18 protein-coding genes and 1 tRNA gene are annotated in these 16,914 nt (G+C 64.4%); 2 read left to right on the top strand and 17 right to left on the bottom strand.

Annotation, left to right across the window (positions count from 1 at the left end; translation table 11 throughout):
• Positions 1-10 precede the first annotated feature (10 nt).
• The 4 genes from NLM31_RS40720 to NLM31_RS40705 all read right to left on the bottom strand — a co-directional run bounded on the left by NLM31_RS40720 (position 11) and on the right by NLM31_RS40705 (position 3,937).
• Positions 11-1,201, bottom strand: coding sequence for a serine hydrolase (locus NLM31_RS40720; RefSeq protein WP_254134776.1), 1,191 nt, complete (start codon positions 1,199-1,201; stop codon positions 11-13).
• Between the two features lie 24 nt (positions 1,202-1,225).
• Complete coding sequence (locus tag NLM31_RS40715; RefSeq protein WP_254195856.1) at positions 1,226-1,837, bottom strand: glutathione S-transferase family protein; 612 nt, start codon at positions 1,835-1,837, stop codon at positions 1,226-1,228.
• Positions 1,838-2,023: 186 nt separating this feature from the next.
• Complete coding sequence (locus tag NLM31_RS40710; protein ID WP_254134774.1) at positions 2,024-2,866, bottom strand: fumarylacetoacetate hydrolase family protein; 843 nt, start codon at positions 2,864-2,866, stop codon at positions 2,024-2,026.
• A 219-nt stretch (positions 2,867-3,085) separates the two neighbouring features.
• A complete protein-coding gene (locus NLM31_RS40705; protein ID WP_254195855.1) occupies positions 3,086-3,937 on the bottom strand; it encodes an MBL fold metallo-hydrolase in 852 nt (283 codons plus the stop codon).
• Positions 3,938-4,069: 132 nt separating this feature from the next.
• Here NLM31_RS40705 and NLM31_RS40700 point away from each other — a divergent pair, with 132 nt between their 5' ends.
• Positions 4,070-4,501: a DUF3775 domain-containing protein gene (locus NLM31_RS40700; protein ID WP_254134772.1), complete on the top strand. Its 432-nt coding sequence runs from the start codon at positions 4,070-4,072 to the stop codon at positions 4,499-4,501.
• Positions 4,502-4,571: 70 nt separating this feature from the next.
• On the opposite strand, the gene NLM31_RS40695 is transcribed toward NLM31_RS40700, so the two are convergent.
• From NLM31_RS40695 to NLM31_RS40675, 5 genes are all read right to left on the bottom strand, one after another.
• Complete coding sequence (locus tag NLM31_RS40695; protein WP_254195854.1) at positions 4,572-5,561, bottom strand: zinc-binding dehydrogenase; 990 nt, start codon at positions 5,559-5,561, stop codon at positions 4,572-4,574.
• A complete protein-coding gene (locus NLM31_RS40690) occupies positions 5,558-6,340 on the bottom strand; it encodes an SDR family oxidoreductase (protein ID WP_254195853.1) in 783 nt (260 codons plus the stop codon). The genes NLM31_RS40695 and NLM31_RS40690 overlap by 4 nt, the downstream gene beginning before the upstream one ends.
• A 178-nt stretch (positions 6,341-6,518) precedes the next feature.
• Positions 6,519-7,031, bottom strand: a complete 513-nt coding sequence (locus tag NLM31_RS40685) for a CvpA family protein (RefSeq protein WP_254195852.1) — start codon at positions 7,029-7,031, stop codon at positions 6,519-6,521.
• A 320-nt stretch (positions 7,032-7,351) separates the two neighbouring features.
• Complete coding sequence (locus NLM31_RS40680) at positions 7,352-8,950, bottom strand: GMC family oxidoreductase (RefSeq protein WP_254195851.1); 1,599 nt, start codon at positions 8,948-8,950, stop codon at positions 7,352-7,354.
• Between the two features lie 174 nt (positions 8,951-9,124).
• Positions 9,125-10,501 (bottom strand): coniferyl aldehyde dehydrogenase, encoded by a 1,377-nt coding sequence (locus NLM31_RS40675; protein WP_375167564.1) that lies wholly within the window; start codon positions 10,499-10,501, stop codon positions 9,125-9,127.
• Positions 10,502-10,881: 380 nt separating this feature from the next.
• Here NLM31_RS40675 and NLM31_RS40670 point away from each other — a divergent pair.
• A tRNA-Met gene (locus NLM31_RS40670) sits at positions 10,882-10,958 on the top strand.
• Positions 10,959-11,103: 145 nt separating this feature from the next.
• On the opposite strand, the gene NLM31_RS40665 is transcribed toward NLM31_RS40670, so the two are convergent.
• From NLM31_RS40665 to NLM31_RS40630, 8 genes are all read right to left on the bottom strand, one after another.
• On the bottom strand, positions 11,104-11,604 hold the full coding sequence (locus NLM31_RS40665; RefSeq protein WP_254134766.1) for an isoprenylcysteine carboxylmethyltransferase family protein: 501 nt from the start codon (positions 11,602-11,604) through the stop codon (positions 11,104-11,106).
• 282 nt (positions 11,605-11,886) lie between these two features.
• Entirely contained in the window at positions 11,887-12,432 is a 546-nt protein-coding gene (locus tag NLM31_RS40660; RefSeq protein WP_254134764.1) for an RNA polymerase sigma factor, read from the bottom strand.
• A 5-nt stretch (positions 12,433-12,437) separates the two neighbouring features.
• Positions 12,438-12,644 (bottom strand): DUF2892 domain-containing protein, encoded by a 207-nt coding sequence (locus NLM31_RS40655; RefSeq protein ID WP_254134763.1) that lies wholly within the window; start codon positions 12,642-12,644, stop codon positions 12,438-12,440.
• Between the two features lie 264 nt (positions 12,645-12,908).
• Positions 12,909-13,676 (bottom strand): ABC transporter permease, encoded by a 768-nt coding sequence (locus NLM31_RS40650; RefSeq protein ID WP_254134762.1) that lies wholly within the window; start codon positions 13,674-13,676, stop codon positions 12,909-12,911.
• Positions 13,673-14,437, bottom strand: coding sequence for an ABC transporter permease (locus NLM31_RS40645; protein ID WP_254134761.1), 765 nt, complete (start codon positions 14,435-14,437; stop codon positions 13,673-13,675). Before NLM31_RS40645 ends, NLM31_RS40650 begins: the two co-directional genes overlap by 4 nt.
• On the bottom strand, positions 14,434-15,240 hold the full coding sequence (locus NLM31_RS40640; RefSeq protein ID WP_254134760.1) for an ABC transporter ATP-binding protein: 807 nt from the start codon (positions 15,238-15,240) through the stop codon (positions 14,434-14,436). Before NLM31_RS40640 ends, NLM31_RS40645 begins: the two co-directional genes overlap by 4 nt.
• The gene (locus tag NLM31_RS40635) at positions 15,237-15,941 is read right to left on the bottom strand and encodes a GntR family transcriptional regulator (RefSeq protein ID WP_254134759.1); all 705 of its coding nucleotides are present in this window, start codon (positions 15,939-15,941) and stop codon (positions 15,237-15,239) included. The genes NLM31_RS40640 and NLM31_RS40635 overlap by 4 nt, the downstream gene beginning before the upstream one ends.
• Before the next feature lie 11 nt (positions 15,942-15,952).
• Positions 15,953-16,879 carry an ABC transporter substrate-binding protein gene (locus tag NLM31_RS40630; RefSeq protein ID WP_256561981.1) on the bottom strand — a complete coding sequence of 309 codons (927 nt, stop codon included), beginning with the start codon at positions 16,877-16,879 and terminating at the stop codon, positions 15,953-15,955.
• Positions 16,880-16,914: the final 35 nt, after the last annotated feature.

The following is a 16,914-nucleotide window of genomic DNA, read 5'->3' as shown; positions in this document are numbered from 1 at the left end:
TCCTTTGTGATCAGTGCACGTCGCGCACGGATGGAATGACGATATTGGAGAGGATGTCGATCGCGGCCACGCCCTCCTTGGGCTGGCCGTATTGCGCAGCAGTGGTCATCATGACGAGATCAAGCTCGGGTACAACGAAGATGCGCTGACCGCCCCAGCCGAAGGCAGCAACCCATTTGATCTCCTTGTCGCCGGCGAACGAGCGACCCATCCACCATTGATAACCATAGAATTGCGTGCTGCCGAAATAGCCGACGGCCTGGAAACGCGGCGTGATCGATTGTGCGATCCAGTCGGCCGAGACGATTTGCCGGCCGTTCCACAGGCCACGATTGAGAACGAGCTGGCCGATCTTCGCCGCATCGCGCGGCCGCAAGCGCAGGCCCGCGGCCGCCGCGATCTTGCCGTTCTTGTAGTTCTTCCATTCGACGTCGGTAATGCCGAGCGGTTGGAACAGCGCTTCGCGCGCGAACGCCTCCAGCGATTGTTTCGAGACGCGCATGACGATGTTGCCGAGCAATTCCGTGCCGCCGCCACTATAGGCCCATAGCGTATCGGGCGGTGCTGCGATGGGTCGTGATAGTACATAGCCAAGCGGATCCGGCTCGGTGACGAGATGCGGCTCCTCGTTCTTCGGATCGGTCCAGGCTCGCGCCTCGTCCCATTTGAAGCCGGATGACATCGTCAGCAGGTGGCGCAGCGTGATGGCGTCCCATCCCTCCTGCTTCACCGCGGCATAATCGGGAAAGAATTTCAGGACGGGCTCATCGACGCCTGCGATGAGCTTGCGGTCGATCGCGATTCCAATCAGCAGCGAGGTCACGCTCTTGGATGCCGAGCGCATGTCGTGCTTCGTCGTGGCGGTGAACTCGTACTGGCCGTCGGGCTGTCCCCAGGGCTGGTCGTAGCCGGGAAAATATTGCTCGAAGACGAGCTTGCCATGCCTGATGACGACGACCGAATGCACCGCGGTCGACCGCTGCGCGAGCCGCGCGGCGACAGTGCACAGCTTCGCGCCGTCCATGCCGACAGTGTCGGGCGAGGCGATCTCCCAGCCATCATCGATCGATGAGGGCGCTCCGCAGGCCTGATCGGTTGGTCCAGGCGGCATGCTCTCGGCCCGCAGATGGGTGGCTGAGACGGAGAGCGCGAGCACGAAGCTCGCGCTGAGAATTGAGAACCGGGAGAATTGATCGCGCATCGTCATTCTCCCGGCATACTGTCGCTACGCGGCCGGTGGGACCGAGATCTTCACCGAGGGCCGCTCCAGCATCTTCTGGTGGAACGCGTCGAGTTTCGGATAGGCCTTGCGCCAGCCGCAATCGGCGAAGCGGAAGTCGGCATAGCCGAGCACGCAAACGAGGCCGATCTGCGAGATGTCGAACGGGCCGTTCAGCACATCAGGCATGTTCTCGAAGCGCGCCATGCCGGTCCAGGCCCGGTTCCAGTGGTCGTCAGACCATGCCTGCCATTGCAGGCCCTGCGGCCGCACCATCTTCTCGTAGCGGCACAGCAGCATGGAATCGAGCATGCCGTTGATCAGCGAATGATTGGTCTTGGCCTTCCAGCGCCGCGGGCCGTAAGACGGGATCAAATTGCCGCCGGCCATCTCGTTGAGATATTCGACGATGACGTAGGAATCCAGGATGACGTCGCCGTCATTGGTGATGAGCACCGGCAGCTTCTTCAGCGGCGTGATCTTCGAATAGTCCTCGTTCACCGTGCCCGGCGCGACCGTTGCCGGCGTGAACTCGATCTTGTCGATCAGCCCGAGCTCGATCGCTGCGATGCGCACCTTGCGGGCAAAGGGCGAGGCGGCGGAGAAGGAGAGTTTCATGGGATGTCCTCTATCGAGACAGACGGTCCTCATCCTGAGGAGCGCGCCACTTGGCGCGCGTCTCGAAGGATGGACAACGAGGTATCTTCGCTCGTCACCCGGCGCGAACGTCGGGCGACTTTTTTCCTGGCACATCCTTCGAGACGCGCGCGTTGCGCGCTCCTCAGGATGAGGGAGGACGGCGACTTACGCCGCGACGATCTCCTGGCGCTGCTCGCCGAGGCCTTCGATGCCGAGCGTGACGACGTCGCCGACATTGAGGAAGGTCGGCGGCTTCATGCCGAGGCCGACGCCGGGCGGGGTGCCGGTGGTGATGATGTCGCCCGGCAGCAGCGTCATGAACTGCGAGACGTAGGAGATGCACTTGGCCATCGAGAAGATCATGGTCTTGGTCGAGCCGGTCTGGCGGCGCTGACCGTTGACGTCGAGCCACATCGACAGGTTCTGCACGTCCTTGATCTCGTCCTTGGTGGCGAGCCAGGGACCGACCGGGCCGAACGTGTCGTGCGACTTGCCCTTGGTCCACTGACCCAGGCGCTCGGTCTGGAAGGCGCGCTCGGAGACGTCGTTGCAGACGCAATAGCCGGCGACGTAGTTCAGGGCATCGGCTTCCGAGATGTATTTTGCCTGGGTGCCGATGATCGCGGCGATCTCGACTTCCCAGTCGAGCTTGGTCGAGCCGCGCGGCTTCTCGACCTTGTCGTTCGGGCCGGTCAGCGAGGTGTTGGCCTTCATGAAGATGATCGGCTCGGTCGGAATGGCGGCGCCGGTCTCCTTGGCGTGGTCGCTGTAATTGAGGCCGATCGCGACGAATTTCGAGATGCCGGTGACGGGCGCGCCGAACCGCGGCTTGCCGGACACGGCAGGCAGCGAGGCGGGATCAATCGCCGCCAGCTTCTTCAGGGACTCCGGCGAATAGGCCTCGCCGGTGAAATCCTTCACATGCGCCGACAGGTCGCGCAACTGGCCGGATTTGTCGATCAGGCCGGGTTTTTCCGCACCCTTTTCGCCGTAACGAACAAGCTTCATTCTGGTTTCTCCCTTGGGATGGACTGATCGGTTGAATAGCTTCATGGAACAGCGCGGCGGGAAATTCAACCGCGGAAAAGGGCTGCATTGCAGCCCTTCATTCGTAGGGTGGGTTAGCACGCGGCTGCGCGAAGCGCAGTCCGGGCGCAACCCACCTCTTCTGCTTCAACGGAGGCAGACGCGGTGGGTTACGCCTTCGGCTAACCCACCCTACGAAGCCTACGATCCCAGCGCCTCGAACCTGAACGCGTCGCCGTCCCGCTTGATGTGCCCGGCCGAGAAATGTCCGCCGATCACCAGGGTCGGGGTGTCGGCAAAGCGCGAGAATATCGTGTGTCGGCTCGCCGCTGACTGGGCGGGATCGCTGTCGACGACGGAGCACCAGTCGAGATGCGCCATCTGGCAGGGATGATGGGCCACATCGCCGCTGAGCAGCCCGCGCTCACCGGCGGACTCGATCAGGACGCTCATGTGCCCGGGGCTGTGGCCGGGGGTCGGGATCACGCTGATCTCCTCGCAGAGCCGGTGATCGCTCGGGATCAAGTCGACCAGGCCCGCATCGACGACCGGCTTCACGGAATCGTTGAACACCGCGACCTTGTCCGGCTCGGCCGTATAGTCACGCCAATATTCATATTCGGTCTTGCCGAACAGGTAGCGCGCGCCGGGGAACGTCGGCACCCATTTGCCCCCGACCAGCCTTGTGTTCCAGCCGACGTGATCGACGTGAAGATGGGTGCACAGCACGGTGTCGATGCTGTCCGGGGGAAAGCCTGCCGCCGCCATGATCTCGAGGAATGGCGTGTCGCGGTTATTCCAGACCGGGACGCCGCGGCCCTGCTTGTCGTTGCCGAGCCCGGTATCGACCAGGATGCGGCGCGACGGCGTCTCCACCACCAGCGAATGGATCGACATTTTCAGCCGACCCTCCTCGGTGGCGAAATGCGGGATCAGCCAGGGCAGTTTCCGGATTTCGTCGTTGGTTGCGGCCGGCAGGATGAAGCGGGTCGAGCCGATCGTCTCCATTTCGACGAGCTTTGTGATCTTGACGTTGCCGACCTGCCACTGCATCGGGCGTGCCCCTCATTTTCTTGCTTTCGCGAAAGATGCGGTCTTCCGCCGTCGAACGCAATGGATCATCTGTCGTGATGTTGCGTTATCCGGGGAGGCTGGAACCAGCCAAACGACCAGCAGGGGGAGCCCATGCCAGAGCTTGCGATTTCCGCCGACAAGGTCGCCTTCATCATCGAGAAGGCCCGCGAATTCGACGTCAAGGAAGCGGCCTCAGATCCGGACTCGGGCTCTAATCCGTCCGACGACGACGAGATTGATGTGCTCGAGGACAGCAATTCCGATCCGGTCGCAGCGGAGCTTTCCGGCTTCATCCGGGCGCTGAACGAGGACGAGCAGCTCGACCTCGTCACGCTGATGTGGCTCGGCCGCGGCGATGGCGATGTGGACGAATGGGACGATCTGCGCGAGCGGGCCGTGGAAGCGCGCAGCGAGTACAAGGCTCCCCGGCGCGAGACGGTTCAATATCTGCTGGGAGAGCCGATGCTCGGCGATCTCCTGGCCGACGGCATGGATGAGCTCGGCATCGACTGGAGCGACGAGCGGACGACGCCGGTGGCGTAGCGAGACGTCGTCATGCCGGGACAAGCCCGGCCATGACGGTTGTGGAGACTTCGAGCGACTAACTCGGTGCTCACCGCGCGCAGTCGACGATCACGGTGCCGAGCTTGTCGCCCCTCTCGACGGCGAGATGGGCCTGCGCCGTATCCGACAGCGCGAACTGGGCCGCGACGTTGTGAAGCCGCGGCCCGGCCGCCAGCCATTTTGAAATGTCGGCCTGCGCCGCCGCGAGCAGCGCCGGCGGCAGTGCGAACAGCACCAGGGCGCGCAGGTTGATGCACTTCTCCATCAGCTCGCGCATCGGCACCGTCGGCGTGCGGTTGCCGTTGGTAGCGTAGACCGCGATGGTGGAATTCATCGCCATCAGCTTCAGCGTGGTGGCGATGTTGCCGCCGAAATCGACGTCGACGACGCGGTCGACGCCGCGCCCGCCGGTGAAGGCCATCGTCTTTGCAACGACGTCCTCGTCCTTGTAGTTGACCACGAGATCGGCGCCCGCACGCCGGGCCTGCTCGCCCTTCATCGCCGAGCTGACGGTCGCGATCACCTGCGCGCCGCCCCACTTTGCCAGTTGCACCGCATAGTGCCCGACCGCGCCGGCGCCGCCGGTGACCAGAACGGTCTTGCCGACGATCGGCCCATCCGCAAACAGCGCGCACCAAGCGGTCATCGCGGGGATGCCGAGCGTGGCGCCTTCCGCGAAAGAGAGAGTGTCCGGCAGCGGCGTCACCAGTTGCTCAGCAAGCGCGATATATTCCGCCGCGGTGCCGAAGGCGCGGCCGTTGCGCTGGCCGTTGAACAGCCAGACCCGGTCGCCGATCTTGAAGCGTGTCACGCCGTCGCCGATCTGGTCGACGAAGCCGGCGCCGTCGCTGTTCGGAATCACGCGCGAGAATTCCATCGCGCGATAAGAACCGCCGCGCCTGCCGACATCGGCCGGATTGATGCCGGAGGCTTCCAGGCGAATGCGGACTTCGCCTGGGCCCGCGACCGGCGTCGCCATCTCACCATAGGTGAGAACGTCGACTGCCGGCCCTGTCTGCTCGTACCAGACCGCCCTCACAGCGTGCCGGGGAAAGCGCCGCCGTCGAGCAAGATGTTTTGGCCGGTGATGAAGCCGGCCTTGGCGCCGCACAGGAAGGCGCAGGCATAGCCGAACTCGTCGGGCTGGCCGAAACGGCCGGCCGGGTTGAGTTTGGCGCGCTCGGCCAAAATCTGCTCGGGCGTCGTGCCGCGCTTGTCGGCCTCGGCCTTCGCGGTGCCGGTCAGGCGGTCGGTCTCGAACGGGCCCGGCAAGAGGCCGTTGATGGTGACGTTGTTGATCACGGTCTTGCGCGACAAGCCGGCGATGAAGCCGGTGAGGCCGGCGCGCGCGCCGTTGGAGAGGCCGAGGATGTCGATCGGCGCCTTCACCGCGGCCGAGGTGATGTTGACGATGCGGCCGAACTTGCGCGCCATCATGCCGTCGACCGTCGACTTGATCAGCTCGATCGGCGTGAGCATGTTGGCGTCGATCGCCTTGATCCAGTCGTCGCGGGTCCAGTTGCGGAAATCGCCGGGCGGCGGGCCGCCGGCATTGTTGATGAGAATGTCCGGCTCGGGGCAGGCCTTGAGCACGGCCTCGCGGCCCGCGGGCGTGGTGATGTCGCCGACGATCTCGGTGACCTTCACGCTCGGATAGGCCTTGCGGATGTCGTCGGCCGTCTTCTTCAGCGCGCCGGCGCCGCGCGCGGTCAGCGTGACGTCAACGCCGGCTTCGGCCAGCGAGATGGCGCAAGCGCGCCCCAGGCCCTTGCTGGATGCGCAGACGATGGCGCGGCGACCTTTGATCCCAAGATCCACAGTTTCACTCCCGAAAATAGCAGGCAGGTTTTTGGACGGGGCGCACTCTAGCCAACCTCGACGCCGCTGATAAGGGATGGAGCCGCGTCAAAATGCATGGCGCTCGCCGTGGCGATGCAAACGGGCATGATCCGGAAAAGTGTGCCGCGGTTTTCCGAAAAGATCATGCCCAAACGCCCTAGATACGCCGCTCCTGCTTGAGCCGGTCGATCGCGGCCGCGGCCTCCGGCGGCAGCGACTTGAAGCCCATCTGCCCGACCGCCGAGAACAGCGGCCGCAGCTGCGACCCGGCAAGGAAGGGCGGCTGGTGGTTGGCCGGGACGATCTGGTCGAACACCAGCACCAGCGTGGTGGCGACAAGGCCGACCCTGATGGCGCCGAGCGCGGCGCCGCCGAGCCGGTCGCCGATCCCGGCCTCGCGGATCGTGTCGTCCAGCACGAAGCGGCCGATATATCCGAGCAGCATGCCGACGACCAGGAAGATGCCGAAGAACCAGATCCAGTTCTGGACCAGCGGCGCATTCGGATTGCCGGTGATCTGCGGCGCGATCATCGGCATCAGCGAAACCGCGATGGGAGCGGCGAGGAGATAGGCGAGGATGGTCATGGCGCTGCGCAGCAGGCCGGTCTTGAAGCCGAAGCCGATCGCGATAACGAGGGCGGCATAGACCGCCAGATCGAATTTGTTCATGAGCGAAACCCTGCCGTGGAACGAATGAACGCTGAACCGATCGTTCCGGTTTCAGATCGCTAAAATCGTCTGTATTCTTTCGCTCCAGCAGCTCGGGATTGTGTCGATTCAGGACTATTCGACGTCGGTAAAGAAAGCATCATCAAACACTATTGCCTCAATCGGTGACAGATACTCCGCTGTCGTCCCGGCGAAGGCCGGGACCCATAACCACAAGCAGTAGTTTGGCGATGACTCGTGGTTACCAGTTCGGCGCATCACGACGCCTCGAGAGTATGGGTCCCGGCCTTCGCCGGGACGACGATGTGGAGATAACGCCGCTAACTCACCCGCATCTCCGCCCTGATCATGTCCGCCGCCTTCTCCCCGATCATGATGGTCGGCGCATTGGTGTTGCCGCCGACCAGCGTCGGCATGATCGAAGCATCGACGATGCGCAGACCGTCGACGCCGTGCACCTTCAGCTTCGGATCGACCACGGCCGCCGCATCGGTGCCCATTTTGCAGGTGCCGACCGGGTGATAGACGGTATCGACGCGATTACGCAAAATGTTGCGGATGTCGTCGTCGGTCTTCACGCCGGACGTGAACATGTCCTTCTTCTGCAGCGCGCGCAGCGCGGGCGTCTCCATCAGCCGTCGCGTTGTCTTGAAGCCCGCAACCATCGACTCGAGATCCTCGTCCTCCCCCAGGAAGTTCGGATCGATCATTGGAGCGGCGAGCGGGTCCGCGCTCTTCAGCCAGACGCTGCCGCGGCTCTTCGGCCTGAGCAGGCAGACATGGCATGAGAAGCCTGCCTCCTTGTGCTTCTTGCGGCCGTGGTCGTCGAGCATCGCGATGACGAAATGCAGCTGGATGTCCGGCACATCGAGGTCGGGGCGGGTTTTCAGGAAGCCGCCACACTCGGCGAAATTGCTGGTCATCAGGCCCCGCCGTTCCTTGCGATAGCGCTGGATGGCGCGCAGCAGGGAAGGCACCCGACTGATCGAGCCGTGAACGAAGTGCGGGTAGTCCGAGGCGTAGACGAACACGAAATCCGGATGGTCCTGCAGATTGCGCCCGACGCCCGGCAGATGATGCGTGACGTTGATACCGTGCTTGCCAAGCGTAGCGCCATCGCCGACGCCCGAGAGCATCAGCAATTGCGGTGACTGGAACGCGCCGCCGGCAAGGATCACCTCGCGGCGGGCGCGAAGCCGTTTCGTCTGCTTGCCCTGCACATATTCGATGCCGACCGCGCGCCCGCCCTCGAACAGGATTTTCGTGGCATGGGCCCCGGTCTCGACGCGCAGATTGGCCCGCTTGTCGATGTGGGGCTGCAGATAGGCGCGCGCCGCGCTCCAGCGCTCGCCCTTGTGCTGCGTCACCTGGTAGCTGCCGAGCCCTTCGTGATCCTCGCCGTTGAAATCGTCGCGGATGCGGAATTGCGCCTCGCGCGCGGCCTGATGGAAGACGTCATGGATCGGATTGTCCGAGCGCAGCCTGTTGACGTGCAGCGGGCCGCCCTTGCCGTGATATTCGCCGTCGAAATCGCTGTTGTTCTCCGAGCGCTTGAAATAGGGCAGCACGTCCGAATACGACCAGCCGGCATTGCCGAGCGCGGCCCAATGGTCGTAGTCCCATTTGTGGCCGCGGATGTAGACCATGGCGTTGATCGCCGAGGAGCCGCCGAGGCCCTTGCCGCGCGGTTGATAGCCGATACGGCCGTTCAATCCCTTCTGCGGCACGGTATCGAAGGCCCAGTTGGCCGCCTTGTATGGCAAAGCGAGCCCGAACGGCGTGGTGATCCGCCAATTGTCGTTCGTACCGCCGGCATCGAGCAGTGCCACGGACGTCGCCGCATCCTCCGACAGCCGCCCCGCCACCGCGCAACCGCCGGAGCCCGCGCCCACGACGATGAAGTCGAATGTGTCAGTCACTGATGTTTCCCCCTGCATTCTTCGTTATTTATGAGTTCCTCATCCTGAGGAGCGCGGAACGCGCGTCTCGAAGGATGAAGGCCCGGTCTGTGGCCTCGCCCTTCGAGACGCGCGCCGCTGGCGCGCTCCTCAGGGTGAGGGTCCTGCTTTTGTTTCGCTCGCAATGATGGATGCCTACGACATGAACCGCATCATCTTCTCCAGCCGCGCGATCTTGCCGCCATAGGGCGGATAGAGATCGGCGAGGCGGTTGAATTTCGAGCGATAGAACACTGGCTTCAGCTTGCTGAACGTGCGAAATCCCCATTCGCCGTGATAGGCGCCGGTGCCGGAGGCGCCGACGCCGCCCATCGGCTGGTTGGCTTGCGCGAAGTGAAACAGGCAATCGTTGATGGTGACGCCGCCGGAAACGGTGCGCGCCAGCACCTCGTCGCGCGCGTCGCGATCCCTGCCGAACCAGTACAGCGCCAGCGGCCGGTCGCGGCGGTTGATGAAGGTGATGGCGTCTGCGGACGCGCGAATGCCGAGCACCGGCAGCACGGGGCCGAAGATCTCCTCCTGCATCGCCGCCATCTCTTCGGTGGCCCCGACGATCAGCGTCGGTGGGAATTTGCGGTGCGCCTTCCAGTTCGGATCGTCCGCCTTCGCCGGCTGCAGGATCTTTGCGCCGCGCTGCGCCGCATCCGCGACCAGCGCTTCGAGCCGCGCATAATGCCGGTCGGAGATGATGGAGGTGTAGTCCTTGTTGGCGGGGTCGGTGCCGAACATGCGCCGCATCTGCGCGCGGACCTTTTCCGTGAAGGCCTGCAGCGCGCCCTCCGGCACCAGCACATAGTCGGGCGCGATACAGGTCTGTCCGGCATTGAGCAGCTTGCCGTAGGCGATGCGTTCGGCGGCTTCGTCGAGATCGGCCGACGCATCGATGATCGCCGGCGACTTGCCGCCGAGCTCGAGCGTGATAGGCGTGAGATTGCGCCCCGCGGCTTCCGCCACCAGCCGCCCGACCCGGGTCGAGCCGGTGAAGACGAGGTGATCGAACGGCAGGTGTGCGAAGGCTTTTGCGATCTCGTCCTCGACCCCGGTGACGAGTAACTCTGTCGCATCGAACCTCTCGGCCACCGTCTCCCTCAACAGCGCGGAGAAGTGCGGCACGAGCTCGCTCGGCTTGATGATGACGCGGTTGCCGGCGGCGATGGCGCCGATCGCGGGCGCGAGCGTCAGCTGCAGCGGATAATTCCACGGCGCGATGATGCCGATCACGCCGAGCGGCTGCGGCATCAGCCGGTTGCGCGCGGGCAGGAATTGCAGCGCGGTTGCGATGCGCTGCGGCGCCATCCAGCCTTTCAGATGTTTTGTCGCATGCCGGATCTCGGAGAACACCAGCATCGTCTCGGCGATATTGGTCTCGACCGCCGAGCGGTGGCCGAAATCGGCCGAGATGGCCTTCCGGAACCGCTCTTCATTGTCCGCGACCACGGCGCGCAACCGCGCCAGCCGGTCGAGCCGCGCGGCGCAATCAGGCGCCGACTCGGCGCGCGACCGCGCCGCCATGGCCCGGAAGCTGTCGTTGAGCGCCGCCAGCGGGGCGCTCGCCAAGGGGCGATCGAACGTGTTGTTCAAGGCGGTCCTCCCCAAATCGGCGTTTCGCCTCTGTTTTGTTGCCGCAAGCTGGCGGTTTGTGGAACTTCTGGCAAGTCCGTGGCAAATCGGCGGGAATCCGCGCCCGCAACCTGTCATAAAGTCGAAAAAAACGTCCCGGCGGCCCTTTCCAAAGGCGGTTCGGGTTGGTACATACCCCTCGCACCCGACGGGCTTTGCCCCGGGGTTGCCTTCCAGGGAAGCCTTCGGGACGGGAGAAGCAGCCACGCGAACAGCGTCGGCCCTCAATCCACCGTCCCCGGCCTTTTCGCAGAGGCAAAGCAACGATTTAACGCGGGGTGGAGCAGCCCGGTAGCTCGTCAGGCTCATAACCTGAAGGTCATAGGTTCAAATCCTATCCCCGCAACCAAATTCGGAATGACCGGTTCCGATACGAAAATGGCCCGCTTGATGCGGGCCATTTTTGTTTGGGGGCGGCGTTATCTCGCCTTGAACCCTGGTGTGTCGCGATCGGCCGGATTCAGACGTTTCGACCCCACCGAGCCTCAAATCGGTTAGACGGCTCGCGGAATGAGTCGGGGAAGCCAGCGCGGCACATCGGCGCAATAGCTTTCATACTCGGCTCCAAAGCTTTCGCGGAGCCCCGGCTCCTCAATGGCAACGACCCAAGCGTGAAAAAAGAGCCACATGAACGCACCGTAGCCGAGGAGATGCCAGTCAGCGAATAGCAGCGCCTGACCAAGAATGACGGCAACGACTGCAACATAAATCGGATTGCGCACATAGCGATATAATCCGCTCACAACGAGATTGCGTGGTGGCGCGATCGGCGCGGGCGTGCCTAGACCCTGCAACGCAAAGCGCGCAAACGAATCCAACAATCCTGGCACGCCGGCAATAATGAACGCTAGCCCAGCCAAGCGGGTCGCTTCGACGGCTAGGAAGGGTGGCCGAAATTCCCAATGCGTGATCAACCACGGGATGACACCCGCCAACACCGCCGGTGCAACGAGGAAAAACAGCGCGGAACCCAGGATTGCCGTGAGCTTCGACATGCGTCCCGTCCTTGTCGCAATGTTAATGCAGTCATGTCCGGTCAGCGCGTTCAGCGGTTGAATCGCGCCGGCCTTGCGAAAGCGTCTCGACCAGGCCGACTGTCCAGCACATTGGACATCCGCGCAGCGCGACGAGGGCGGCAACGCCCGCGCCAAAGGATAGCCAGGGGTGCGCGGTCTGGTGGACGATGGCCCAAGCGAGTAGCGCGGCCGCAGCCGCGCCGCGCATCAGGTGTGCGCCCAGGAAGGAGCTCCCGAACACGCCGACTCCACGAAAGTAATTCATGTGCTCTCTCGTCCGCTGTTCTTTGTGCCGAGCAGGTATTCGCGCACAAGTGCACGGGCGCGGCGAAGGCGGCTTTTGGCCGCTTCGCGCGTCACGCCGAGCCGCCCGGCGATTTCCCAGATCGTCAGATCTTCGAGGTCTCGCAGCAGCAGCACTTCGCGATGCGACGGCGAAAGCGACTCGATCGCATCGACCAGGTCTATGCGCAACTCGTCCGGCGGGACCTTTGCGAACTCGCGCGACGCTTCCAGGCTGGCGAGCTCCTCGACTCCGCGCATCAGCATCAGCGCGGGCAGCATGCAAAGGCGCGCGATGACAGTCACCAGCCAGCCGGCGAGTGCAGCTGGACTGCGGATCGTGCCCACGCGTCGGTACACGACGATGAGTGCTTCTTGCACCACATCTTCGATGACCGAGGCGCGGTAGCAAAGGCGCCGGGCGTAACGTCGAACGTCCGGCTGCAGCGCCACCAATAGCTGTGTCAGCGCGTGCCGGTCACCCGACTGTGCCGCGAGCAAGAGATCGTCTGATACGCGCGCCAAGGCGGTCACCCCTTGACTGGCTCGCGCCCGGCGATGGCGCAGGCGGGGCAATAACCGAACATGCCGGTGACCAGCATCACGACACCCGCGGCGCTGAGCAGTAGCCCGAGCGGCGAAGCGTGCAGCGCAACCACGCCGCAGATGAGCATCAAGCCCCCGCCGATCAGCCTGGCCGCGCGCCCCCACCCGCCAACGTTCTTCCTATACCACATGGTTCTGTGCTCCGGTTCGTGACGCGCCGCTATGGCGCGTTCACCCAGATGAGAGGGCGCAAATCCGGCGCCGGGGTCGCGGCACAAAAAATAATTTGAGGGGGCCGCACCTACTGGGGGTCCGACTTGTCCACCCTACGCCAACCGTAATCGCCCGCAATGTTCTCTTGAGGGGGCATTTCGACGGATTCATCAAGAATAGTCGGCAGATTGGTGCGTGCTTCTACCCGCCGACGATGGGCGTCTGCCAATGTGATTGCAGCCCTACCGCGCCGCAGTCTGCCAGGCGAGCAGTCGCTGTTCGACGAGCGATACCGCAATCGACGTCAGATATCCGGTCGCACCTAACAGGATGACACCGGCGAAGAGGTCGGCTGATCGGAACGCGCGGGCCGAGAGCAGGACCCACTGACCGAGGCCGTCGAGCCCGGCCAGGATCTCGCAGACCACCGAGAGGATCAACGCGACCGTCAGGCTGAGCCGCATGCCCGCGAGGATATCAGGCAAGGCCGAGGGCAGTGCGATCTTGGCAATGACTGATGCGCGCGACATCTGCAGCGAGCGGGCGACCTCGTAGAGCCGCGGCTCGACCGCGGCAAAGCCGTGAATGGTTGCCAGCATGATCGGCCAGATCGCGCCGAAGGCGATGACGAACAGCGCCATGCCTTGCGTCAGCCCGAGCATCGCGATTGCGACCGGGATGATCGCCGAGACCGGCAGGGGCCGCAAGAATTCCAGGGACGGCGCGATATAGGCGCGCATCATCTTCGACGATCCGATCAGCGCGCCGAGCGCGATGCCGGCAATCGAGGCGGCGAGCCAGCCATAGGCCATGTGCTCGAGCGTGCCGATCAGCTTGCCCGCGAGGTCGCCGCTCGAGAAACCTCGCACCAGGGCGGCCCAGGCCTTGTCGGGACCGGGCAGGAACACCGGCGAGACCAGCCGCAGGTTGGCGACGAGCTGCCACGCCGCGATGAAGCCGGCCGCGACGAGGATGCTGGCGACACGCCAGAGGATCGCCGCGCGGTTCATTGATTGTCTCCGCCGAGCGCGGCGCGGCCGAACAGGCGGCGCTGGGCCGCGATCAACAGGATGTTCAGCGCGTAGCCGATCACGCCGATCCAGAGCAGATAAGCGAGCATCAAATCGGCGCGCAGCGCCTGCTGCGCCAGCATGATGCCGGCGCCGAGGCCGATCGGATTGATCGCGATCTCGACGGTCACGGCGACGATCAGGGCGATGCCGGCCGACAGGCGGAACGCGACGAAGATCCGCGGCAGTGCCGCCGGGATCACGATCTTCGCGATCCGTTGCGCCGCGCTCATCCGCAGGGCCCGCGACACTTCCATCAATCGCGGCTCGATGCTGCGCACCGCGCTGCGCGTCATGATCAGCATCGGCCAGACACAGGCGAACGCCACGATCACGATCTCCATCCGATAGCCGAAGCCGAGCGCGATCAGCGCAATCGGCAGCAGCGCGATCGAGGGAATCGGGCGGATCGCCTCGACCGTCACCTCCATCAGCCGGTCGAGGGGACGCGAGATGCCGAAGGCGATGCCGAGCGAAAGACCTATTGCGCTACCGATCGCCAATCCTGCAAAGGCGGCGAACAGCGTGTCGCGGGTCGCGATCGGAATCGAGAGATCGGCAAGTGCCGCGGTCAGCGCCGCGAGGATCGCACTTGGCGGAGCCAGGCTGTCGCTCTGCAGATGCGTGAGCCGCGCCCAGAGCTCGAACGCCAGCATCAGCGCCAGCGGCAGCAGCAAGGGCCTCGTGCGATCGAGGCTCAATGTTCGCTCGCCTTGATGAAGTCGAACAATTGCCGGCGCAGCCGCAGGAATTCCGGATGTTCGCGGGTGGCGAGCTGGTCGCGCGGACGCGGCAGGTCGACATCGAGCTCGATCCCGATCCGGCCCGGATGCGGCAGCAGGCCGACGACGCGGTCGCCGAGATAGATCGCCTCGTCGAGATCGTGGGTCACGAAGATCACGGTCGTCTGGCTCGATTGCGTCAGCGACAGCACCTCGTCCTGCAAGCCCTGGCGCGTCATCGCGTCCAGTGCGCCAAACGGCTCGTCCATCAGCAGCGTCGTCGGCTCCTGCGCGAGGCAGCGCGCGATCTGCAGGCGCTGCTGCATGCCGCCCGACATTTCGGTCGGATATTTGTCGGCATGGCCGGGCAAGCCGACCTTGCGCAGCAGTGCCTCGATGCGCGCACCGCGCTCACGCACCGGCACGCGGGAGGCTTCCAGCGCCAGCGAGATGTTTCCGGCCGCGGTCCGCCACGGCAACAGCGCCTTGCCGTAATCCTGGAACACGATCGCCACCTCGCGGCGCGGCTCATTGATCGGCTCGCCGTCGAACGTGACTGCACCGCTCGTGGGGCGATAGAGGCCCGCGGCGAGCCGCAGCGCCGTGGTCTTGCCGCAGCCGGAGGCGCCGACGATGCAGAGGAATTCGCCCGGCCGCACCTTCAGATCGAGATTCTCGATGATGGTCTTGCCGCCGAGATGCAGCGTCGCGGCGCTGAAGGCGATCAGCGTCTTTTGTCGCCGCGCGGCGCGCGCCTCGTCGAGCCTGGCAACGGCGCTCATGATTGTTCCTCGCTGGCAGGCGGATAGACGAAATCGATGGTCGCGTGCAGATGCGCGGCCAGCATTTTTTGCGCGGCGGCCAGGTCGCGGGCGAGCACGTGGTCGGCGAGCATCTGGTGACTCCGGATGAACCCCTCGGCGCTGTCGATGGCACCCATCATCACGCGGCGGTAGCGATAGGCCTGGTCGTAGAGGTCGGAATGGGCGGCCAGCATGCGCCGTGAGCCGCAGGCGGCGAGCAGCGCGGTGTGAAAGCCCTTGTGCAGCCGGTCGAAGTCAGCCGCGCCCTCGCGGAATTCATTGCCGGTGCGCTCGATATGCCGGCGCATCTGATGCAACGCGCTGATGATGCCGGCCTCCCAGGCGGCGTCGCCCTGGAGGATAGCGAGCCTGACGGCCTCGATCTCGACCGCCGTCCGCATGCAGGTGATGTCGGCGAGATCGTCGCGGCTGACCTCGGCGACACGGAAACCGCGCTGGCCGATGCCGACGATCAGGCCGCGCGACATCAGCCGCGACAAGCCCTCGCGCAAGGGTGTGGCGCCGATCTCGTAGCGCTGCACGAGGTCGACGATGCCGAGCCGCGATCCCGGCGCGAGATCTCCGGCCAGGATGTCCCGCTCGATTAGATTTGCGGCGCGCTCGCTCAAGGTGCCGGCTTCCGCCGGCGGGCGTTCGAGAGTGCGCTCGGGAGCGGGCATCGTCGATATCCTCAGTTCAGCACCAGTTTCGCGGTGTCGAGTTTCGATTGCAGCATCTTCTGCGACGACATCACGTCGATCCACCAGGACAGGTTTTCCGGCTTGAGGTTCGGTTCGGACTGGTTCGGCGGCGTCGCCTTGACGAGATCGAGCGGCTGCTTGGTGAATTTGGCGATCGAGGCGGAGGCCTTCTCGCGATCGCTGTTGACGATTGGAGCGGCCTCCGCGATGGCCTCGCGGAATTTCTTCACCGTCGCCGCGTTCTTCTCCGCCCAGTCGCGCGACGCCGCATAGAAGATGATCGGATCGGTGCGGCCGAGTTCGGCGCCGTACCGCGCGCCGACCGAACCAAGCCCCGCGTTGGTCATGCGCGTGACGAACGGCTCGGCCGTGAGCACGGCGTCGACGCCACCTGACTTGATGATGTCCGCCATGGTTGGGAAGGTGACTTCGACGAAATTGACGCTCTTGGGATTGACGCCTTTCTCCACCAGCCATTTCACGAACAAAACATGGAGAAAGGCGTTCAGGCCGGGCGCGCCGATCTTCTTGCCGACGAAATCCTTCGGCTCCTTGATGGTGAGGCCGTTGCGGACGAACGCGGCAATCGCAGTGTTCGAGGTCGTGTTCATGACCGAGGCGCCGGCAATTGCGACGAGGTCGAGGCCGCCGTCGACGGCCTGGAGGAAGACGGTGGAGGTCGGGCCACCCACCTGAATCGAGTTCGACAGGATCGCCGCCGGGATATTGGAGTTGATCGCGATCGGCGTCATCTCGACGTCCAGTCCGTGCTTTTTGAAGATGCCCTCGTCGACCGCGACCATTGCCGAGGCGCAGTCAGTGGTCGCGGTGCAGCCGATCTGGATCTTGGCCTGCGCCAGCGCGGGTGCCGTCAAAGCAACGCACACACCAACTCCGAGTGAGAGACCCGCCAACATCGCCCTTATCTGCGTTCGTCTCACCGCGCTCTCCC

This window comes from Bradyrhizobium sp. CCGUVB4N (assembly GCF_024199945.1).
In the GTDB taxonomy this organism is placed as follows: domain Bacteria; phylum Pseudomonadota; class Alphaproteobacteria; order Rhizobiales; family Xanthobacteraceae; genus Bradyrhizobium.
This window is presented reverse-complemented; position numbering and strand designations above follow the sequence as displayed.

Excerpts from the sequence above, each read along its gene's own strand:
- NLM31_RS40655 (WP_254134763.1), bottom strand. The coding sequence starts at position 12,644 with ATGTGGTATAGGAAGAACGTTGGCGGGTGGGGGCGCGCGGCCAGGCTG.
- NLM31_RS40630 (WP_256561981.1), bottom strand. The coding sequence starts at position 16,879 with ATGTTGGCGGGTCTCTCACTCGGAGTTGGTGTGTGCGTTGCTTTGACG.
- NLM31_RS40710 (WP_254134774.1), bottom strand. The coding sequence starts at position 2,866 with ATGAAGCTTGTTCGTTACGGCGAAAAGGGTGCGGAAAAACCCGGCCTG.
- NLM31_RS40665 (WP_254134766.1), bottom strand. The coding sequence starts at position 11,604 with ATGTCGAAGCTCACGGCAATCCTGGGTTCCGCGCTGTTTTTCCTCGTT.
- NLM31_RS40640 (WP_254134760.1), bottom strand. The coding sequence starts at position 15,240 with ATGAGCGCCGTTGCCAGGCTCGACGAGGCGCGCGCCGCGCGGCGACAA.
- NLM31_RS40675 (WP_375167564.1), bottom strand. The coding sequence starts at position 10,501 with ATGGCGGCGCGGTCGCGCGCCGAGTCGGCGCCTGATTGCGCCGCGCGG.
- NLM31_RS40635 (WP_254134759.1), bottom strand. The coding sequence starts at position 15,941 with ATGCCCGCTCCCGAGCGCACTCTCGAACGCCCGCCGGCGGAAGCCGGC.
- NLM31_RS40705 (WP_254195855.1), bottom strand. The coding sequence starts at position 3,937 with ATGCAGTGGCAGGTCGGCAACGTCAAGATCACAAAGCTCGTCGAAATG.
- NLM31_RS40700 (WP_254134772.1), top strand. The coding sequence starts at position 4,070 with ATGCCAGAGCTTGCGATTTCCGCCGACAAGGTCGCCTTCATCATCGAG.
- NLM31_RS40685 (WP_254195852.1), bottom strand. The coding sequence starts at position 7,031 with ATGAACAAATTCGATCTGGCGGTCTATGCCGCCCTCGTTATCGCGATC.
- NLM31_RS40650 (WP_254134762.1), bottom strand. The coding sequence starts at position 13,676 with ATGAACCGCGCGGCGATCCTCTGGCGTGTCGCCAGCATCCTCGTCGCG.
- NLM31_RS40715 (WP_254195856.1), bottom strand. The coding sequence starts at position 1,837 with ATGAAACTCTCCTTCTCCGCCGCCTCGCCCTTTGCCCGCAAGGTGCGC.
- NLM31_RS40720 (WP_254134776.1), bottom strand. The coding sequence starts at position 1,201 with ATGCGCGATCAATTCTCCCGGTTCTCAATTCTCAGCGCGAGCTTCGTG.